This window comes from Paraburkholderia sp. XV (genome assembly GCF_020177535.1).
In the GTDB taxonomy this organism is placed as follows: Bacteria; Pseudomonadota; Gammaproteobacteria; order Burkholderiales; family Burkholderiaceae; genus Paraburkholderia; species Paraburkholderia caribensis.
Genome location: NZ_JAGUUD010000029.1, coordinates 51455 through 69971, shown reverse-complemented (window position 1 = coordinate 69971; position 18517 = coordinate 51455). Strand labels below are relative to the sequence as shown.

The following is an 18517-nucleotide window of genomic DNA, read 5'->3' as shown; positions in this document are numbered from 1 at the left end:
CGAACGATTGAATACCAGAAACGAACTCTAAGGCATGGATCGTTCCGGTTCAACGTCCTATGCTGTACCCATAACTGAACAGGAGAGGTGCGATGAAAATATTCGTGACCGGGGCGACCGGCTGGGTTGGCTCCGCGGTTGTGAGTGAATTGCTCGGGGCAGGGCATCAGGTCACGGGCCTGGTCCGGTCAGTAGAGCGGGCCGCCGATCTGGATACGGGCGGCGTGCGGACGCTCGTGGGGTCGCTCGAAGATACCAGGCGCCTGCAAGAAGGCGCTTCCGAAGCCGATGCAGTGATACATACCGCGTTCAATCACGACTGGTCCCGCTTTGCCGAGAACAGCGCCGTAGAACGGCGGGCGATCGAAGCGATCGGTGCGGCGCTCGAAGGATCGGACCGCCCGTTCCTCGTTACCTCCGGCGTGGTCTTGTTGGCCACGGGCCGGATCGCGACGGAGCAAGACGTCGCGCCACCGGTTTCAGAGCGATTCCCCCGGGCGTCGGAGGCGGCCGTGAGGGAGTTGAGCGAGCGGGGCGTACGCGCCACCACAATACGCCTTGCGCCATCGGTTCATGGTCTGGGCGACCACGGTTTTGTGCCGCGTCTCGCGGCCATTGCGCGCGAGAAGGGCGTGTCGGCCTATGTGGGCGATGGGCTCAACCGCTGGCCGGCCGTTCATCGGCTCGATGCGTCCCGCGTCTACCGTCTCGCTCTCGAGAATGTGACAGCGGGGCCGTTCCATGCAATCGGCGAAATGGGCGTGGCGCTCAGGGATATCGCCGCGGCGATAAGCGATAGCCTTGGTCTGCCGCTGGTTTCTCTTTCTGAGGAAGAAGCCGTCGCGCATTTCGGATGGTTTGCCCCCTTCGTGGCGATCGACGCCCCTGCGGAAAGCCGTCACACGCAGGCGATCCTCGGCTGGACGCCGCGGCACCGGGGTCTCCTCGCGGATCTTGCTGATCCCGGTTACTTCGAAATGAAGCCGGCTGGCCCGTCCCATTGAAGCGAGACCGAAAGAGACAGCCATGCGGATCTTCATCATTTGCGCGACGGGCTTCATCGGTTCCGCCGTCGTTCGCGAACTCGTCGCGGCGGGCCCACGCGTGACAGGCATCTCGCTTCTGAGCCGATGACGCCCGGGCAGCTCTATCCCGTCGACGTCGAATTTACCGGGCCGACGAGCATCGTCATTCCAAAGGGCTATCGACTTGCGTTGACGATCCAGGGCAGGGATTTCGGATACGGATCGGATGCGAACATTGTGCAGGCTGACGATTACGCGCTTCCCGATGCCCATAACTCAGGCTCTTTTTCGCCGCTCATCCGAACCGAAACGCCACGTTGTATGGCGGAACGAACACGGTCGCGACCGGTGGGGATCATGCGTCGTACCTGCTGCTGCCGCGCATTTCGCGTTGATGATGACGCTGCTGTCGTATGCGGCCGTCGCCCTGACGGTGCTCGCGGGCCTCTCTCTCGTGATTTTCACGGCGCTCACAGGCGTGCCGACACGTTCGTCGAGGCGCGTTGAGGCCTCCGACGTCATTGCGCTGCTCAAGCACGCGAATCTTGCCCGGTCTGCCGTGATCATCGATCTGGGAAGCGGGTGGGGCGCGCTGGTGGTTGCAGTCGCACGCGCATTTCCCGAAGCGACGATCGAAGGGATCGAGATATCGCTGTTTCCGTATTTGATATCGCGCCTGAGAGTCTCTGGATTGCCGAACGTTACGCTCAGATGGGGCAACTTCCATCGCAGTAATCGTCGCAGCGCCCACGCGATCGTTGGCTATCTGATGCCGTCCGTCATGCCGGGACTGAGCAATCTGCTCGATCGGAAGTTGAAGCCGGGCACTGTCGTCGTTTCCAATACGTTCCTGTTCCGGGGGCGCATGGCCGCCGCCGTTCGTCGAGGAAGTCGCCGCGGGGTCGTCGCGCTCTATTTCAGGCCCGCCCACCACTGGGGTGCCCGACGACTACAAATAGGCGACGACGCCTCGTCGCAACACCGATGTCCGCATCCGCTCAAGGCGGACCATCCGATCTTCTGAGCTTGACGAAGCGAGCCTCGCACGACCATGCGATGGAACGGCGCGATGAACGCGATATAGACGCGGCCGAGCAGGCAGTTGTAGAAAACGAGCATTGTCACGACTACCCGGCGGGGATGTTCATCGGATGGTGGCTGCACGAGTACCGACACGCGGAAATTCAGATGCCTGTCGTCCTCCCCGAGCACGATCTCATTCGAATATCGACCGAATACACGGAAAATGTTTATCCTGTCGCCGCTTGCGGCCCAGAGGTCCCCGGCGCGCTTTAGACCAAGTGGCCGTACCAGCAGGTCGCGCAACCTCAGCAGCGCCGTAATCCATTCTGGCTGATGGTCGAGGATCCGCCGGGCGATAAATTCCGCGTCGTGGAACGCGGCCTCCGGCAGATCGACCGAAAATGCGTCGGCAAAATCTGCTTGATCGTAGGAGGGCATCCGTTGGATACCCGCAGGCAAGCGGGCCTGTTCGATCTTCGGGTCTTTACGCATGACGGTTATTGACTGGTATTGGGCCGGGCCCATACGATCCATTCGGCGAGATACCGCCACATAGTCTCTGCGGGTGCTCGAATATATACTTGGACGTTCCTTTGCGGTTGCGGCACACTAAGGCTGGCATTCAGCTGAATGCCTCTCTGAGGCCCCCCTCGGACCTGACCAATCGCTCGCCGGCGGCGATACTCGGCGTGATCAGGCAGTCTCCCCGAGAGATTGCCAACCGTCTGCCTTCTCTGCTTCCGACTGCCCCCCAAAACGCCACGACTCCGAAAATTGAGCTCGGCCTGGCCGTGTCGCAAGCAGATGAAACCAGTTTGCCTAATGTGGTATCGGACAATGGCGCCGATGCGTAGCCCAATCATGTTGCCGATTCTACGGCGACAGAGGCGCTGAATGCTCAGTGATCCAGTGCGTGAATAATCGGGAATGTTTGCGATGGTGATTCCTTGAGCGCACCGGATGCGGTCAAACACGCAGGCGATGGAAAACGCGCGACGCATGAATATACCTAACGTTCGCTAGCCTAGGTCGGTTAAGCTATAATGTCTTGGTCAATATGCCACTTTCCTGTATGGAGGCGAAGGTCGTGAAGAACGAGGCGAGCCCGAACTCGAAAGAGAAAATCCTTACTGCTGCTACGAGCCTCGCCCAGACGCACGGCTATAACGGGCTGAACTATCGCGACCTTGCCGAAGCGGTAGGTATCAAGGCCGCGAGCATCTACCATCATTTCGGGAGCAAGGCGGATCTCGGTGCGGCTGTCGCGAGGCGATACTGGCAAGATTCTTCGGCAGCGCTGGATGAGATGCTGGCAAAGTCTGGGGATCCATTGCACTGTCTGCGTCACTATCCCGATACTTTCCGAAAAGCGTTGGAGAGCGGCAACCGTATATGTCTTTGTAGTTTTATGGCTGCTGAAACTGACGACCTTCCGGAAGTCGTGATGAAGGAAGTCCGGACTTTCGCCGACGTGAATGTGGCGTGGCTGAGCAAGCTACTTTCCGCGGCGGGTTTGGTCGGTGCCCGCGAGAGCAAGCCCCGGGCGCGGGCCATCTTTGCCTCGATTGCCGGCGCTCAGCTTATTGCCAGGAGCCGTGCCGATCTTTCCCTCTATGACGCCATGATCAACAGCTATCGTAAAGCAGGTCTTTTGCCCACCTAGGAATGCGAGGGGCGGTTGAACGTGAACTGGAAAACGTCCGAGAAGCGCCCCCACGCGATCGTGGCGGCGCTGACAATGATCCTGTAGCTCACCGATAAAGGCCGCCCGCCTGCGTGTCGGCAAAGAGCGCAACTGCGATGACTGGCTCGATCGCGTGGCGGGCGAACGCACGGGTGTTAAACGCTCATCCATAATACGCATGTCCACGGACGATCGGGTGTTGGTGGTGCCTCGGCGAGTGTGGCTTACCGACCAAGTTGCATCGTATCGAGGTGCGTTCATTCAGGTGTGGTCGCTGACTATATCCCGCCCGCAAACATGGGGATGACCAAGCATGTTCACCAGCATTCTGTCCTTCTGCCCAAAAGGGGCTGCCCTCGGACCTCCTGCCCAAGCAGGCTGTGGCAGCGGCGGGAATCTACGAGTCCTGCAAGCCTGGTTGTTTCGATGCAGTCGCGCCTGCTCGCTAAGTAATCGCCTCCATTGACTTCCATTTCGCCATCGTCGCCATGGTGCGTCCCCAAATATGAACGCACGCTGCCTGCCTCCGAGCTACCTGTGTGCTTCCTCGTCGAATTTATGGGTGTTTGAGGACGCCGGTAGCAGCGTTTAAAAGGCGGCGCGGGGAGGAGGGTGGCCGAGAGTACGAAGTAAGCAATGGGAATGGCGCGCCCGTTCAGAAAGATTCGGGAAGTCCTTTGGAATTTTGCCAATTTTGTATAAACTCAAATTTGAACCAATTTTCTTTGAGTTTATTGTGAAAAAAGCGCTGCACGCTGACCTCCTACCTTTCGAGGCGGAAGAGGTCGTCAGCTCTCTCGGCGAGACTGTGGCCCTTGCTCGGCGGGCGAGGGAATGGACCCAGTCTGACCTCGCTTCGAAAATGGGGACAAGTGTCAATACGGTAGTCAACATTGAGAAAGGGAGACCTTCCGTTGGATTTGGCCAGGTGCTCACTGCGCTATGGGTGTTGGATCTTCTGGGGGGACTTCGCGACGCTCTGCGCCCCGACGAAGTCCCGGACATAAAACGGGCGGCAATCAACCGCTTCAAGCGCGGTGGGAGACGTGCCCATGGGTGAGCAGGTACGTCCGGTTTGGGTGTGGCTCCCCGGCTCAGTGTCGCCAGTTGAGTGCGGGACGTTTTCCTGGGAGCCCGGCTTCGGGAAATTCGCCTACTCTGCCGACTATCTCGGGCGAAAGGATGAGGCCATTCCGATTGATCCCATAAATTTGCCGTTCACGAGGTCGAAAAAACCTGCAACCACCAGCGCGATGAATGGCGTCTTCGGGGTATTACGGGACGCGGCGCCGGAGGGCTTTGGCCTTGACCTGTTGAACGCGAAGCACGGTAACAGGACGCTCAACGAGATAGAGCGAATGGATCTCGCCACCGGAGATGGCGTGGGGGCGATCGAAGTGTGCCGCCCCGACGAGATCGGAAAGAAAATTTCCTTCGTCCCGCCGTCCGAGGATGAACTCAGGAGCCGACTGGCCAGGACGGATATCGGTGAGTCAATCACCGGTCTCGTGCGGCAGTTGACGGGCGACGACGATGGCACCAGCCTCGGCGGCGAAAAGCCGAAGCTAACGGTCTCGCGCGAGATCGATGGTAAGACTGAGTGGTGGATCGCGAAATTGCAGCCCCGCAACGGCGCACGGCTTTTACCGGCACGAGAGTACGTTGCGATGAAGCTCGCGCAGCGCTGCAAAGTCAATGTTGCAGAGGTGAAGTTTGAGCGCGTTGGCGCGCATGAAGTCGTATTGGTCAAGCGTTTTGATCGTGAGGTCATCCACGGCTGTGTCGCGCGCACGTTCTTTGCAAGCGCCGCGACGGTGTTGCGCCTGGATAGCGATACTACGCGAGAGAGTCCGGACCGTTCTTATCCCAAGCTTGCTCATGAGTTACGGCGATGGTCCGCTGATCATCGACATCAAGGGGCTGACGATCAGCAACAGGAACTGTGGCGCAGAATGGCGTTCAATGCCCTGGTGGGCAACTATGACGATCACCCGCGAAATCATGGATTGCTCTATCGGAATGGCAGGTGGGTGCTGTCGCCAGCGTACGATATCGTTGCCATTCCTCAGACACCGCTAGTCCAGGCCATGATGGTAAGCAGGCACAGCCGTGTTGCCTCCCCGGAGAATCTGGTTTTGGACGCGCCGGTTTTTGCTTATGATCACGCGCAGGCGTGGGAGACGCTTCGCGACATGGCGAATACGGTTCACACCTCATGGCGTGCCTTGTTTCACGACGAGTGCAATCTTGGGGAAGACGATCTCGAGCAGTTGCGCCCTGCGTTCAGGCTTGCCGAAGCAATCGCGACCGGTGACATGTCGGTGGATCCTGAGATGTTCAATCATAAGCGCCGGCGCGCAGTGGTACGACCATAAAGGCATCCTCTGTAAGTGGCGTACCGCGCTTGCGGTCCGGCAGAAACCGGTGAACAGACGCTCCGTCTTCTGTAAAGATACGCCCAAACGACAGAGGTTACACACTGTGGGCCTGACGACGTTTGATATAGGGAGCACCTGTTGCAAGCGGTCACAGTGCTATCCGATTGGTACCCTCGAGCGAACCGAGGAGCGACAGGAAGTCGACGTTGCCTCAGTGACCACAAGATCGTCCGGAAAGCCGAAACCTACACGACTTCAGCGGTCGTCAACCGACTCCGATTATCGTGGCGTCATGCATCGGGGCTGCGCGTTCAATCCGAAAAACCGCCGATGACTGGTTTATGTTGTGCCGTAGGCTGCTGTGTATGAGCTTGAGTGGGTCCAGCGCTACGATAGCTGGCTGGATTCGTAAGATTGCGCATCGGAGACCGCTGCTTCGGTGCGAGAGGCCTCACTTCTCAATCACGAAACGCTGATACGGCCACCGCTGCGGCGCCGAAAAACGCTGCAGCAATCACGCCGAAGCTGACAGCATAGCCCATCACAAGCGAGCCCGCCGCCTGCAGCACGATCGACACAGCGGCCACACCCAGCAGCGATCCGATCTGTCGACTTGCATTGAGCGTGGCTGCCGCGGTGTTCGAATGGGACGATCCTGCACTCTGCATCACTGCGAGGTTCATCGCAGGAATCGCTTCACCCGCGCCGAGGTTGGCCAGACCGACGCAGCACACGATCATCCAATACGGCATCGCCCCGATCAGCACAAGCGCCAGCGACGCGAGTGCTGCAAGCACTACGCCGCCGAGCAATCCATGTCGCGCGCCGAACATGTGGCTCACCCGCGCAGACAAGAGATTGCCGATCGCAAACAGCAGCATGAGCGGCGACAGTTGCAGTCCGACTTCCAGAGGCAGCAGACCGCGTTGATGCTGCAGATACAGGCTCAACAAAAACAGCGCGCCGATCACCGCAAAGTTGATGAGCAGGCCAATCGTCGTGCCACCCATGAAGGCGGGGCTTTCGATCAAGGCGTGCGGAAAGATCCTGTGCTGACCGTTCCGTTCGAGCAAGACGAAGGCGAGAGCCGCCACGACGGCGGCCATGGCGCTACCGAAAATCGCCGGTGCTTCCCAACCTGAGGCCGGCGCCTCGATTAGCGCATAGCTCAAGGACGCGAGCGCGATCGCGCCGCAGCAATGTCCCGGCAAGTTCAGCGGTGCCAGCAAGCGCGGCGAAGGCGCGACGTAGCGGCCGGTGAGCCACAGGCCCACGATGCCAATCGGCAGGTTGACCCAGAAAATGCAGCGCCAGCCGAACCGCGCGATCAGCACGCCGCCGCACAGCGGACCGAGTGCCATCGCTGTGGAGACGAGCGCGCCCCAGATGCCGATCATTTTGCGGCGACGCGCTCCCGCAGGAAAAGCTTCGGTCAGCAGGCTCAACGAACTCGGCATGAAGAGCGCCGCACCGACGCCTTGCAGCAGACGCGCGCAGAGGAGCATGGCGGGTGTGATCGCGAAGCCGCAGAGCAGCGAAGCGACCACGAATGTGGCAAGACCACTTTGATAGACGGCCTTGGCGCCGATCCGGTTGGCGAAAGCGCCGCCGAGCAGCAGTAACGCGGCGAAGCTCAGCGTGTAAGCGTCGACGACCCACACCAGCGCGGTGAACGACATCGACAGGCTGATCTGCATCGGTTTCAGCGCGACGTTCACGATCGTGACGTCGAGCATCGCCATGACGAAACCGGCGGCTACCGCGACGAGCGTCATGGCGCCGCCGCGTTCGCTTACCGGTGTGCCGGCGGCCGTCTGCGCGTCGCTAACGAACGGCGCTGCAGCAGGCTCTGGCGGGCGGTTGCTGAGAATGGTCTGAGACGGATCCATAGGTGTTGCCCTGTGCGGCGAGTTCGATGATCGCCGGGTTCGGTGAGCCATAAAGTAGTCGATCGCCGCAGCGTCGGCGAGCGAAAAATAAATAATTTTTTGCGGTGCAATGTCGTTGTCAGCCTTTGATATTTTGCGTAAGCGATTGATATTTATAGATATTTATATCGATCGATCAGCCCGGGTATTGCGTTGCAACTTATTTTTTTACGCATTAGTGTGCACACTTATGTGCGCAGACAAGCGTTCCATTTCCCTCAACCCCTTCGATCGAGGTCGATGATGAAGCTGAATCAATGGCGGTCCGCAGTCGCATTGGTAGCACTCGCAGGTGCAGTTCACGCGCAGGCAGAAGTCAGCATCGGCGCGGTGTTGCCGTTGACTGGTTCGAGTGCATCGATTGGCGAAGATCAGCGCCGCGGAATCGAACTGGCGGTCGAGAGGATCAACGCGCAGGGCGGCGTGATGGGGCAGAAGCTTGACGTGCGCATCGAAGATTCCGGCGGCACGGCGAATACCGCGCTCGACGCAGCGCGCAAGCTTGTGAGCGTCGACAAGGTGCCGGTTGTGCTTGGCGAGTTCTCATCGGGAATCACGATTCCGATGGGCCAGTTCGTCGTGAAGCAGGGTGGTGTGCACGTGAACATTGGTTCGTCGAGTCCTGCCGTGCGCAAGGTGGGGGCAGGCTCGTTTAGCGTGATCGGCCTCGACGACCTGTCGGCACGTTTCGCTGCGCAGGACATGTACGACCTGAAGATGCGCAAGGTTGCGTTGATCGTGCCGAACAATTCATACGGGCAGGGCATCGCCACCGAGTTCAAGAAGCGCTTTGCCACTCTCGGTGGAATGATTGTGTCGGAGGTTCTTTACACGGAAGGGCAGTCGACGTATCGCCGGGAACTGCAGCAGATGAGCCGCGCCGCACCCGACGGTTTCGTCTATAGCGCCTACGGCCAGGAAGCGGCGACGATCAATCGCGAGGCCTACGAACTCGGCCTGAGCAAGAAGCCGTGGTATGGCATTTATCTGACGATGTGTACGAGCGACACGCCTGCACAGATCGCGCAGGGACAATTGGGTATCGAGGTCGCGTCGGTCGGCAATAACGGCAAGTTCTACGAGGACGCTTACGAAAAGGCCTATAAGCAGTCTGTGAAATCGTCGTTTGGCAGCTATGCGTATGACGCGACGATGCTGTCGGCCGCGGCGATCAACAAGGCGCAATCGCTGGATCCGGCAAAAGTGAAGGCCGCGATGGCCGATGTCGGCAAATCCTGGAGCGGTGCCACGGGCGCCATTGCATTCGACGCAGTCGGCCAGCGTGAACAGCAACCCTACGAGAAGGTGAAGTACGACAAGACCGTCGTGGCGCGCTGAAGACGCCTTCAAGACACCTTCATCACGCTCGTACAAGGGGCTGAACATGCTGCAATTCCTGATCGACGTTCTGCTTCGCTCGGCCGACCTGTTGCTGGTGTCGGTGGGCCTATCGACGCTGTATTCCCTCGTGCGCTTCCCGAACATCGCCCACGTGCAATATGCGATGCTCGGCGCGTTCATCACGCTCGGCTGTCAGCGCGCCGGCATGCCGTTCGCGGTGGCGCTAGGCGTATCGTGTCTGGTGCTCGGCACGTTCGCGGTGCTGTTGAACCAGTTCGTCTTCGCCCGCTTGTTGCAGCGGGGCAGCGCCAACGCAATGATCGGCTCGCTCGCGGTGTCGATGATCATCGTGGCGGTCGTGCTGGCCTGTGCCGGTTCCAGCCCCCTGCACTATGCATTCGAGGTCAGCGCGCCGTTGATGATCGCCGGGGTGCCGCTGGCCAGCGCGCAACTCGCGTCGATTGGCTGTGGCGTCGCAGTGCTAGCGCTCTTCAGTGCGTTGCTGTTTCGCACCAACCTGGGCCGCTCAATGCGCGCTCTGGCGTCGAACCGGCCCCTCGCGCTCGCAACCGGTATCGATGTGAATCGCGTCACGGCCATCGTGACGTTTGCGAGCGGCGCGCTCGCCGCGCTCGGCGGCACGATGCTGGGACTCACCGAAGAGGTCCATCTGAATCTCGGCAATGGTCTGTTGCTGCCGGTTTTTGCCGCGGCGATTCTCGGTGGACTCGGCAATCCACTCGGTGCGGCCGCTGGCGCGTTGCTGATCGCACTGGCCGAAACGCTCGTCACCAACACTGATTTCGGTTTCCTGTTCGGACGCGAGTTGGTGTTTCTGCCGGTGACGTATATCAGTGCCGCTTCGTTCGCAGTGCTGCTTGTCGCGCTGTTGGTGCGCCCGTACGGACTCTTCGACAGAGAGGTGCGTCGTGTCTAGTTTCATCGTTCATTTCGTGACGATTGCCGGCATCTATGCCCTGATGGCGTTAGGTCTGAATCTGCAGGCCGGATACGCGGGCCTCGTCAATTTCGGCTTTGTCGCGTTCGCCGGGCTGGGGGCGTACGCCGCCGGTATCGTGTCGAACGCCGGATTGCCGCAAGGCGTCGGACTCGTGGCGGCGGTCGCTTCGGCGTGCGTGCTGGCCGTGGTGATCGCGAGGCTCGGGCGCAATCTGTCGTCGGACTATTGGGGTATCGCAACGCTCGCACTGGCCGAAATTCTCCGCACCATCGCGCTCAACGAAGGCTGGCTGACCGGCGGCGCGCAAGGCATTGGCGGCATCGCCGCACTATTTCCGACGCCAGGCGGTGCGCAGGGCGAGTGGGCGTTTCTGGCGCTGGTCGCGGTGTGCCTGCTGCTGTGTTACTGCGCGTCGCGCCGACTGGCCGGCGCACGATTCGGCCGTGCGTTGAAGCTGATGCGCGAAGAGCCCGCGCTCGCCACCGCGTTCGGCTACGACCTGATTGCGCTAAAGACGCAAGCGTCGGTCGCCGCTGCGGTTCCGGCGGCGCTGGCGGGCGCATTGCTGACCTGGTACACGAGTTTCGTCGGTCCGGATTCGATGCTGGCCTCCGAGACCTTTCTGATCTGGACGATGGTGATGATCGGCGGACTCGGCAACGGGCTGGGCGTAATCTGCGGCGCTTTCGTCGTGCAGGCGGTGTACTCGTCGGTGCCTTTCCTGAAAGACGCATTGGGGATCGGCAGCGATATGGCGGGTGCGGTGCGGCTTGGCATCGCCGGCGTGTTGTTGCTGGCATGCCTGATCTGGCGTCCGCGCGGGCTGCTGCCGGAACGTCTCGGAGTGGCGCAATGAACCGGCTCATACCCCCCCTTCTCGAAGTGAGAAACGTCTCGAAAGCGTTCGGCGGCAATCAGGTCTTGAGCGGCATGAGTGTTCAGGTGCAGGCGGGCGAGATTGTCGGCTTGCTGGGACCGAACGGCTCGGGCAAAAGCACCTTGCTCAATGCGATCACGGGTTTTACGTCTTGCGATGGCGGCGAAATTCTCGTCGACCGTGCACGCGTCGACCGGCTCGGCGCCAGCGCCATCGCACGGCTGGGTGTGCGCCGCACGTTCCAGCTGCCGGCGATGCCGGCCCGCATGACGGCGCTCGAGGTGGCCATGGCCGCCTCAATCGCGCAGCATGGCCCGCTCGCCGCCTTGCTGCGCTTGCGACCGGTGCGCGAGCTCGAAGCCCGCACGCGGGAGCGGGCCAGGGTCTTACTCGACGATCTGTTATTGACCAAAGTCGCCAATCTCTCTGCCGCCTCACTCTCCGGGGGCCAGAAAAAGCTGCTCGCTATTGCCTGCGCGATGATGAGTGAACCGCGTGTGTTGCTACTCGACGAGCCGACGGCAGGCGTTCATCCCAACTTGCGCAACGACCTGGTCACCCAGTTGAAACGGATTCGGCAGGCGGGCGTGACGCTGATCGTTGTGGAGCACGACATGCATTTCATACGCGATTTGTGCACGCGTTGCGTCGTGCTGGACCGCGGCAACCTGATCGCCAATTGCGCGCCGTCGGAACTGGAGCAAAGCGAGCGCGTGCTCGAAGCGTATCTCGGCGGCTCGCGCAACACGCACCGTCTCGCGGAGGCATCGTGATCGAACTTCAATCAATCACGGCCGGCTACACGCGCGACGTCGATATTCTGCGCGGCATCGCGATGTCGGTCGGCCCAACCGAGATTGTCACGATTCTCGGCCCCAACGGCTGCGGCAAGTCGACGTTGTTGAAGTCGATGGCCGGTTTTGTAATTCCGCGCGAAGGCCGAGTGATGATCGCGGGTGAGGATCTGACCCGCGTGCCGGTGCATCACAAGGTCCGCGCTCATGGCGTGGGTTTTGTGCCGCAAACCGACAACGTGTTCGGTGCACTGAGCGTCCGCGAGAACCTGCTGCTGGGCGGCCAGTTTCTCTCGACCCGCGAACGCGATGGCCGGATCGAGCAACTCTGCGCGCTTTACCCCGTACTCAAACAGCGCTATCTGGCGATGGCCGGCGCACTGTCCGGCGGCGAACGCCAGTTGCTGTCGCTCGCACGTGCTCTCATGCCGCGTCCGCGCCTGCTGTTGCTCGACGAGCCGTCCGCAGGACTCTCGCCGCGGATGGTCGGCGAAGTCTTCGACGCCATTGTGCGCACCCGCGACAGTGAACACATTGCTGTCGTGATGGTGGAGCAGAACGCCGTCGAAGCACTGCGTATCGCCGATCGCGCCTACGTGCTGGCAATGGGCGAGATCGCGCTGCAAGGACGCGCGTCCGATCTGCTGGCGAGCGACAACATGCGCAGTCTCTATCTCGGCGGTCGCGCTGCCGCCTGATTACCCGAAGCCCATTACGTTTACTACGGAGCCACACATGCAGATCAAGCGCTTTCAAGCGGGTGCACGAATGAGTCAACTGGTCGTCTTCGGCAATCTCGGCTTCATGGCCGGTCAGGTTGCGGACGACACGAGCCTTGATGTCAAAGGCCAGACGGCGCAGATTCTCTCCAGGATCGACCGTCTGCTCGAAGAGGCGGGTTCGGACAAGACGAAGATTCTCTCGGCCAATATCTGGCTGGCCGATTACCGTTCCTTCGCCGAGGTGAACGAGGTGTGGGACGCATGGGTGCCGAAGGACGACGCGCCGGCACGTGCCTGCGTCGAATCGAAACTCGCGTTCCCGCAATACACGGTTGAAATCGCGGTCATCGCGGCAGTCTAGGGAGGTATCGATGAAGACGGTCGTACTAGGAGGCGGCATCGTCGGCACGACGACGGCGTATTTTCTGGCGAGCTCGGGCGAGGAGGTGACGGTCGTGGACCGCCAGCCCGGCGTCGCGCTCGAAACCAGCTTTGCGAATGCGGGGCTTGTCGCGCCCGGACACTCATATACGTGGGCGTCGCCGCGCGCACCGAAAATCATGTTGAAGTCGCTGTATAGCGAGGGGCAGGCGTTGCGCCTGAAGTGGCACCCAGACTGGCGCATGTGGGCCTGGTGCTGGCAGTTCCTGCAGAACTGCACGGCGGAAAAGTCGCGGCTCAACACGTCGCGCAAGGTGCGGTTATGTCGATATTCGCAGGCGCAACTGCAGGCTGTGACCACCGCGGAAAACCTGGCCTACGACCGGATCAGCCGCGGGCTGCTGTATGTGTACCGCGATCAGGCTTCGTTTGAACGCGGCGTCGCCAATATGTCGATTCTCGCCGAGAACGGTTTGCCGCTTGAAACATTGGACCGCCAGGCGACCATCGCACGCGAACCGGCCTTGACTGCGTCGGGCGACAAACTGGCGGGCGCGATTTATTGCCCGAGCGATGAGAGCGGCGACGCGCATCTGTTCACCAAAGCGCTTTACGAACGTTGCATGCAACTCGGTGTGACCTTCCTGTTCGACACCGCGATCAAGCATCTCAGTGCGAGTGCCGATCGCGTCGATTACGTCGAGACGTCGCGCGGACGTCTGAGCGCGGATCGCTATGTGCTTGCACTCGGTTCGTTCTCGCCATTCGTGGCGCGGCAGCTCGGCTATCGGCTGCCGGTGTATCCGGTAAAGGGCTATTCGGTGACGCTGCCGATCGAAGCGGGCAACACGCCGCCGGATGTCGGCGGGGTAGACGAGAACAACCTGACCGCCTGGGCCCGCTTCGGCAACCGGTTGCGCTTTACGGCGACCGCCGAATTCGCGGGATTCGACACGCGGCACACGCCGGAAGATTTCCGGCACATGCTGCAGGCCGCGCACGAGCTGTTTCCCAACGGTGCGAATTACGAGCGGCCATCGTACTGGGCCGGTCTGCGCCCCATGACGCCCGAAGGCACGCCGATCATCGGGAGCACCGCGCATCGAAATTTCTATTTGAACACCGGACACGGGCATATGGGCTGGACCATGTCGTGCGGCACCGCCCGACTGCTTACCGACCTCATGCAGGGACGTGAACCGGAACTCGATCTCACAGGACTGACGCTGCCATGAACTCAATCGATACGCTCGACAGTTATATGCGGTTGGACTTCTCGCTGGATGAAGGCATCGCTCGGCGCGCTGCAATCGGTCTGATTGTGCTCGCAACGGATCACACCATCGAGCATGAGTGGCGCAAGCTGCTCGCAATCGACGGCGTGGCATTCTACGAGAGCCGCGTGTTCAACTCGGCAGATATCTCGCCGCAAACGCTCGCCGAAATGGAGGGGCGAATCGGGACCGGCGTCGCGCTGATCCGTCCCGGCGAACGCATTGACGTGGTCGCATTCGGTTGTACGTCGGCTTCGATGGTGATCGGCGAGGAGACGGTGTTCGAGCGCATCCGCGAAGTGCGGCCGGGCGTGCCGTGCACGACGCCGATCACCGCCGCACGGGTGGGCTTCGAAACGCTCGGCGTAAAACGGATTGCGCTGCTGACGCCGTATGTGCGCGAGATCAACGAGTCGATGGCGGCGTATCTTGCCGCGCGTGGCATCGACGTCGTCGTGATGGGATCATTCGAGCACGGCAACGACAACGAAGTGGCGCGCATTGACGAAGCGTCGCTGCGGCGCGCGGTGTCGGAAGTCGGCAAAAGAGACGACGTAGAGGCCGTGTTCGTGTCGTGCACGAGTCTGCGCCTCGCCGCGGTGGTTGCGGATATCGAGGCGCAGATCGGCAAGCCGGTCACTTCGAGCAATCATGCGATGGCCTGGCATGCGCTGCGCCTCGCAGGCGTGGCTGATTCGTTGCCTCAGTTTGGGCGTTTGTTCACCGTGTAAGCGGGGCAAGGGAGGCGGGTCGGTTTGCAGCCAGCGGGCGCGGTAAGATAGCGGCCTGAGTGCGACGACGATACGAGGTTGACGGAGACATGGCCCGCTACACTTCCCTGATTCGCGAGGACCGCCCGCGCGTACGCGAAACGAGTGCACCGAAACGCGCGGGGCTGACTGTCAACGATCTGTACGAGCAGTTAAAGCAGATTGCCGTGTTGTACACCATCCGTCCAGGTGAGCGGGTGAACGAACTCGAGCTGGCCGAGCGCTTCAACGTGAGCCGTACGCCTTTGCGCGAAGCGCTCAACCGGCTGGTCGCGGAAAACCTGTTGAGCTTTGTGCCCAACCGCGGTTTTTATGTCCGCCAACTGGACCGGCAGGACGTGTTCGATCTTTATGAACTGCGCCGCAGTATTGAGGCGGCAGCGATCGTGCTGGCTGCCGATCGCGCCGACGACAAGGACATCAAGGCGCTCCGCAAATTCTGGAAGGACGTCCTGAAGATCAAGGGCAAAGTGCCGGCGGATGAACTCGTCGCCAAGGATGAGGAGTTTCACGTTCGCCTGGTTGCGCTGTCGGGCAACAACGAGATGGTCCGCTCCTTGTATAGCATCAATGCGCGGATTCATTTTGTGCGCTGGGTGGATCTGCAGGAGCGCGGGCACGACGCGTTCGCAGAACACCTAGACATTCTCGATGCGATTGAAGCGCGTGACAGCGCCCGTTGCCGGGAGCTGGTCGAGACTCACATCACCTGGCGGATGGAGGAGATCACAAAGGTGGTGGAGGCAGGGGTCATCAGGCTGTTTGCCCGTTAGACTTCGACGCGTTGGACCGGCGCCGTCTCCAATGTCATTGGATAGGCAATACGCGCCTGACTAAATGGAGCGTTTCCCGTTGGGGTCTGTCCGCGTTGGTTTTGGAATGCATAAGCATCATAGGTTAATCCGTCATGCTTTTCTCTTCCAGATCCGCGTGAGCAGGTCGGTGGCTCTGACGCGGCGCCATGAACCAGAGAACGGTGGCGCCAAGCAGGTCAAACACGACCAGGCAGGCAAACAGTGGGTCATATCCAACTTTCGCTGCCAGCGTTCCGATCAGTAGCGAGAAGATCGTACTGCCGAGCCAGGCGGCCGTCCCGGCCAGTCCGCTCGCAGTTGTCACATCGCCGCGCGGGAAGACATCTACCGGCAATGTGATAAGCGCTCCGGACAGCGCCTGATGAGCAAAGCCACCGATACAGAAAAGAACCACCGCGACATACCCATTCGAAGCTAACCCGACGCATGCGGGACCTATCATCAATATAGCGCCGATGGTAACGACGAGTTTCCGGGAGGCGACAAGCTCAACCCGCAACCATCTCTTGAAAAAGGGGCAAAGGTAGCCTCCGACGATGCTGCCCAGATCGGCTGCGAGGAACGGCATCCATGCGAACATCCCAATATCCTTAAGGCTCATGTGCCGGACCGTGGACAGGTAGATCGGAATCCAGAAATTGAATGTCGCCCAGGCAGGCGCCGCAAAAAACCGCGAAATCATGATCGCCCACAGGACGCCCGATTCCAGCATGGATTTGCGATGCCTGATTGTCGTCGGCGTGACTACGCGACCTTCCCGTATCATCTCCCGTTCAGCAACGCTGATCGAGCGGTGACGTTCCGGCTGGTCATACGCTGAAAGCCATATGGCCACCCACATCAGGCTGAGGCCACCGGTTACCACAAATGCCATCTGCCAGCCGTGATGAACAATGCACCAGACCACCAGTGGCGGCGCCAGCATGGCGCCGATGGAGGTTCCCGAATTGAACCAGCCCGTAGCCACAGATCTTTCCTTGTCAGGGAACCACTCCGCTACCACCTTCACGGCGGCCGGAATCGCTGCCGATTCGGTCGCACCGAGCAGTCCCCGAAAAAGCGCCAATGAAATCCAGCCCGATGCCAGCCCACGAAGCATGTTTGCCGCTCCCCACGCGGCGGCGAATGCGGCGAAGCCGACCCTGGTTCCCACAGCGTCCAGAACGTAACCGCACAACGGCTGGACGATCATATAAGCCGCCTGGAAAGCAGACACGGCGTAAGAATACTGCTGCGTCGATATGCTGAAATGCCTGTTCAGTTCCGGGATGGCCACGGATAGTGAGCTACGCGAAAGATAATTAAGTGCGATGCCCAGAGCAACGAGACCAATAATCCACCATCTGAGACCAGCGACCTTGCGTGAGGTCATTGTCGTCTCCCTTCCGGATCGCGGGGAATCGCTTACCGGCTCACCGTGTTTGTAGTTTTGCTGTTGGGAAGCCTCGGAGACTCGCCGGCTACGGCCGTGGGCAAGTTCCCTACGGGTTGAAGATCGGGCAAAGTGCGCGGCGTGCCTGTCTTACCTATGGAATGGCGCGACGCCTGTTGCTTGCTTTACCTGGCCATCGCGCCACTCTTCTCAGGCTCCCAGCCGCTGACCAACGTCGATTGCCAGCGCTTCGCGCGTGAAGACATCGACGATGGTCAGCGCACGAAATCGCTGACCACCTGCCATGTGGGCTACACCATAAAATGAAATTGTGTTTTCAATAAAATCAATGACTTTACGATGTGGCCATTCACCATAAATTGAAATCAACCGACCGCATAAAGTGAAATATTCACCCAGTAAGGCGCGGCGATTTCGGAATAACCGAACCGCGCTGCGAGTATTGCATGTGGTGCAAGCTTTTGCCCGCCGTAGGAGTGCCGGAAAATCGAATCTATCTACGCCGGTTCAGGTTCACGAACGTCTCCAGCATCGTCGCTGCTTCAATGCTCCGATGAAAGAGGTCGCGGTCCACGCCGGCGTTCCTGGCGATGACGCTCTTGTTTGGCCTGCCGCAACACGTGGGAAGCGACTCGCCGCTCTGTTTCAACTGTTCCAAGTAGCTCCGCAATCGGGCTACGGGGCGATCCGTGAAGTCGCCTGCAGCTAGGCGTATGGATCGTGCCCGGTGAGTATGGCTGACCGCACCAAGCTCATGACGGCGCGGCACGTTTGACATCGCCAAGTGAACCAGAAACGGAAGAGTGCGAGCGGTTCGACGCGGTTGCGTGGCGACTCGGCGCAACTTTGGCTCGAAACCAAATATCCGACGCCTTGGATCGCTACCTTCTCCACAATTAAGACTCGTCCGATTTGAATGCGAACAGGATCAGGCGAATGGCCAAGCCGTTGACTAATAGCGCATCTTTCGAGTCACCGGCGATCGAAACTCTGAAGGCAACATGTGGCCACCATCGAGATGGATGGGAGCCGCTTCACGTTCAGTGTGGAATTGACGTCTAACGCTAGCGTCGTGATCTGAGCGCCGCTCCCGGCCAGTATCGAACAATAGGCTTCCGATATCCAACGCCGCCGTGACTTGTTCCAGGTAT

At 60.3% G+C, this 18517-nt stretch carries 19 protein-coding genes and 1 pseudogene; 16 read left to right on the top strand and 4 right to left on the bottom strand.

The window, feature by feature from the left end; all coding sequences use genetic code 11:
• Nucleotides 1–92 precede the first annotated feature (92 nt).
• From KFO72_RS16635 to KFO72_RS16625, 4 genes and pseudogenes are all read left to right on the top strand, one after another.
• Nucleotides 93–1004, top strand: a complete 912-nt coding sequence (locus KFO72_RS16635; RefSeq protein ID WP_225032612.1) for an SDR family oxidoreductase — start codon at nt 93–95, stop codon at nt 1002–1004.
• A gap of 22 nt (nt 1005–1026) precedes the next feature.
• A pseudogene (locus KFO72_RS42565) lies at nt 1027–1119 on the top strand (3-beta hydroxysteroid dehydrogenase); the annotation flags it as partial.
• An 11-nt stretch (nt 1120–1130) separates the two neighbouring features.
• Entirely contained in the window at nt 1131–1532 is a 402-nt protein-coding gene (locus KFO72_RS16630; protein WP_225032611.1) for a hypothetical protein, read from the top strand.
• Entirely contained in the window at nt 1420–2049 is a 630-nt protein-coding gene (locus KFO72_RS16625) for a methyltransferase (protein ID WP_225032610.1), read from the top strand. The genes KFO72_RS16630 and KFO72_RS16625 overlap by 113 nt, the downstream gene beginning before the upstream one ends.
• Here KFO72_RS16625 and KFO72_RS16620 read toward each other — a convergent pair.
• Nucleotides 1938–2486 (bottom strand): DUF2867 domain-containing protein, encoded by a 549-nt coding sequence (locus tag KFO72_RS16620; RefSeq protein WP_225032619.1) that lies wholly within the window; start codon nt 2484–2486, stop codon nt 1938–1940. The two genes, KFO72_RS16625 and KFO72_RS16620, sit on opposite strands and share 112 nt — an antisense overlap.
• Before the next feature lie 649 nt (nt 2487–3135).
• Here KFO72_RS16620 and KFO72_RS16615 point away from each other — a divergent pair.
• The 3 genes from KFO72_RS16615 to KFO72_RS16605 all read left to right on the top strand — a co-directional run bounded on the left by KFO72_RS16615 (nt 3136) and on the right by KFO72_RS16605 (nt 6107).
• The gene (locus KFO72_RS16615) at nt 3136–3711 is read left to right on the top strand and encodes a TetR/AcrR family transcriptional regulator (protein ID WP_225032609.1); all 576 of its coding nucleotides are present in this window, start codon (nt 3136–3138) and stop codon (nt 3709–3711) included.
• Nucleotides 3712–4468: 757 nt separating this feature from the next.
• The gene (locus KFO72_RS16610) at nt 4469–4792 is read left to right on the top strand and encodes a helix-turn-helix domain-containing protein (RefSeq protein ID WP_225032618.1); all 324 of its coding nucleotides are present in this window, start codon (nt 4469–4471) and stop codon (nt 4790–4792) included.
• Entirely contained in the window at nt 4785–6107 is a 1323-nt protein-coding gene (locus KFO72_RS16605; RefSeq protein ID WP_225032608.1) for a type II toxin-antitoxin system HipA family toxin, read from the top strand. The genes KFO72_RS16610 and KFO72_RS16605 overlap by 8 nt, the downstream gene beginning before the upstream one ends.
• Before the next feature lie 461 nt (nt 6108–6568).
• On the opposite strand, the gene KFO72_RS16600 is transcribed toward KFO72_RS16605, so the two are convergent.
• Complete coding sequence (locus KFO72_RS16600) at nt 6569–7999, bottom strand: MFS transporter (protein ID WP_225032607.1); 1431 nt, start codon at nt 7997–7999, stop codon at nt 6569–6571.
• 282 nt (nt 8000–8281) lie between these two features.
• Between KFO72_RS16600 and KFO72_RS16595 the strand changes: the two genes are divergently transcribed.
• The 9 genes from KFO72_RS16595 to KFO72_RS16555 all read left to right on the top strand — a co-directional run bounded on the left by KFO72_RS16595 (nt 8282) and on the right by KFO72_RS16555 (nt 15931).
• A complete protein-coding gene (locus KFO72_RS16595) occupies nt 8282–9376 on the top strand; it encodes an ABC transporter substrate-binding protein (RefSeq protein ID WP_225032617.1) in 1095 nt (364 codons plus the stop codon).
• A 46-nt stretch (nt 9377–9422) separates the two neighbouring features.
• On the top strand, nt 9423–10316 hold the full coding sequence (locus tag KFO72_RS16590) for a branched-chain amino acid ABC transporter permease (RefSeq protein WP_225032606.1): 894 nt from the start codon (nt 9423–9425) through the stop codon (nt 10314–10316).
• Entirely contained in the window at nt 10309–11196 is an 888-nt protein-coding gene (locus tag KFO72_RS16585) for a branched-chain amino acid ABC transporter permease (protein WP_225032605.1), read from the top strand. The genes KFO72_RS16590 and KFO72_RS16585 overlap by 8 nt, the downstream gene beginning before the upstream one ends.
• 8 nt (nt 11197–11204) lie before the next feature.
• Entirely contained in the window at nt 11205–11990 is a 786-nt protein-coding gene (locus KFO72_RS16580; protein ID WP_225032616.1) for an ABC transporter ATP-binding protein, read from the top strand.
• Nucleotides 11987–12709, top strand: coding sequence for an ABC transporter ATP-binding protein (locus KFO72_RS16575; protein WP_225032604.1), 723 nt, complete (start codon nt 11987–11989; stop codon nt 12707–12709). Before KFO72_RS16580 ends, KFO72_RS16575 begins: the two co-directional genes overlap by 4 nt.
• A gap of 37 nt (nt 12710–12746) precedes the next feature.
• A complete protein-coding gene (locus tag KFO72_RS16570; protein WP_225032603.1) occupies nt 12747–13094 on the top strand; it encodes a RidA family protein in 348 nt (115 codons plus the stop codon).
• Between the two features lie 10 nt (nt 13095–13104).
• Nucleotides 13105–14349: a D-amino acid dehydrogenase gene (locus KFO72_RS16565; RefSeq protein WP_225032602.1), complete on the top strand. Its 1245-nt coding sequence runs from the start codon at nt 13105–13107 to the stop codon at nt 14347–14349.
• Nucleotides 14346–15119, top strand: coding sequence for an Asp/Glu racemase (locus tag KFO72_RS16560; RefSeq protein WP_225032601.1), 774 nt, complete (start codon nt 14346–14348; stop codon nt 15117–15119). The genes KFO72_RS16565 and KFO72_RS16560 overlap by 4 nt, the downstream gene beginning before the upstream one ends.
• Nucleotides 15120–15208: 89 nt before the next feature.
• Nucleotides 15209–15931: a GntR family transcriptional regulator gene (locus tag KFO72_RS16555; protein WP_225032600.1), complete on the top strand. Its 723-nt coding sequence runs from the start codon at nt 15209–15211 to the stop codon at nt 15929–15931.
• 124 nt (nt 15932–16055) lie between these two features.
• Here the strand turns inward: KFO72_RS16555 and KFO72_RS16550 are convergent, their stop codons facing one another.
• Nucleotides 16056–17345, bottom strand: a complete 1290-nt coding sequence (locus KFO72_RS16550; protein WP_225032599.1) for an MFS transporter — start codon at nt 17343–17345, stop codon at nt 16056–16058.
• 210 nt (nt 17346–17555) lie between these two features.
• The gene (locus tag KFO72_RS16545) at nt 17556–17735 is read right to left on the bottom strand and encodes a hypothetical protein (RefSeq protein ID WP_225032620.1); all 180 of its coding nucleotides are present in this window, start codon (nt 17733–17735) and stop codon (nt 17556–17558) included.
• Nucleotides 17736–18517: the final 782 nt, after the last annotated feature.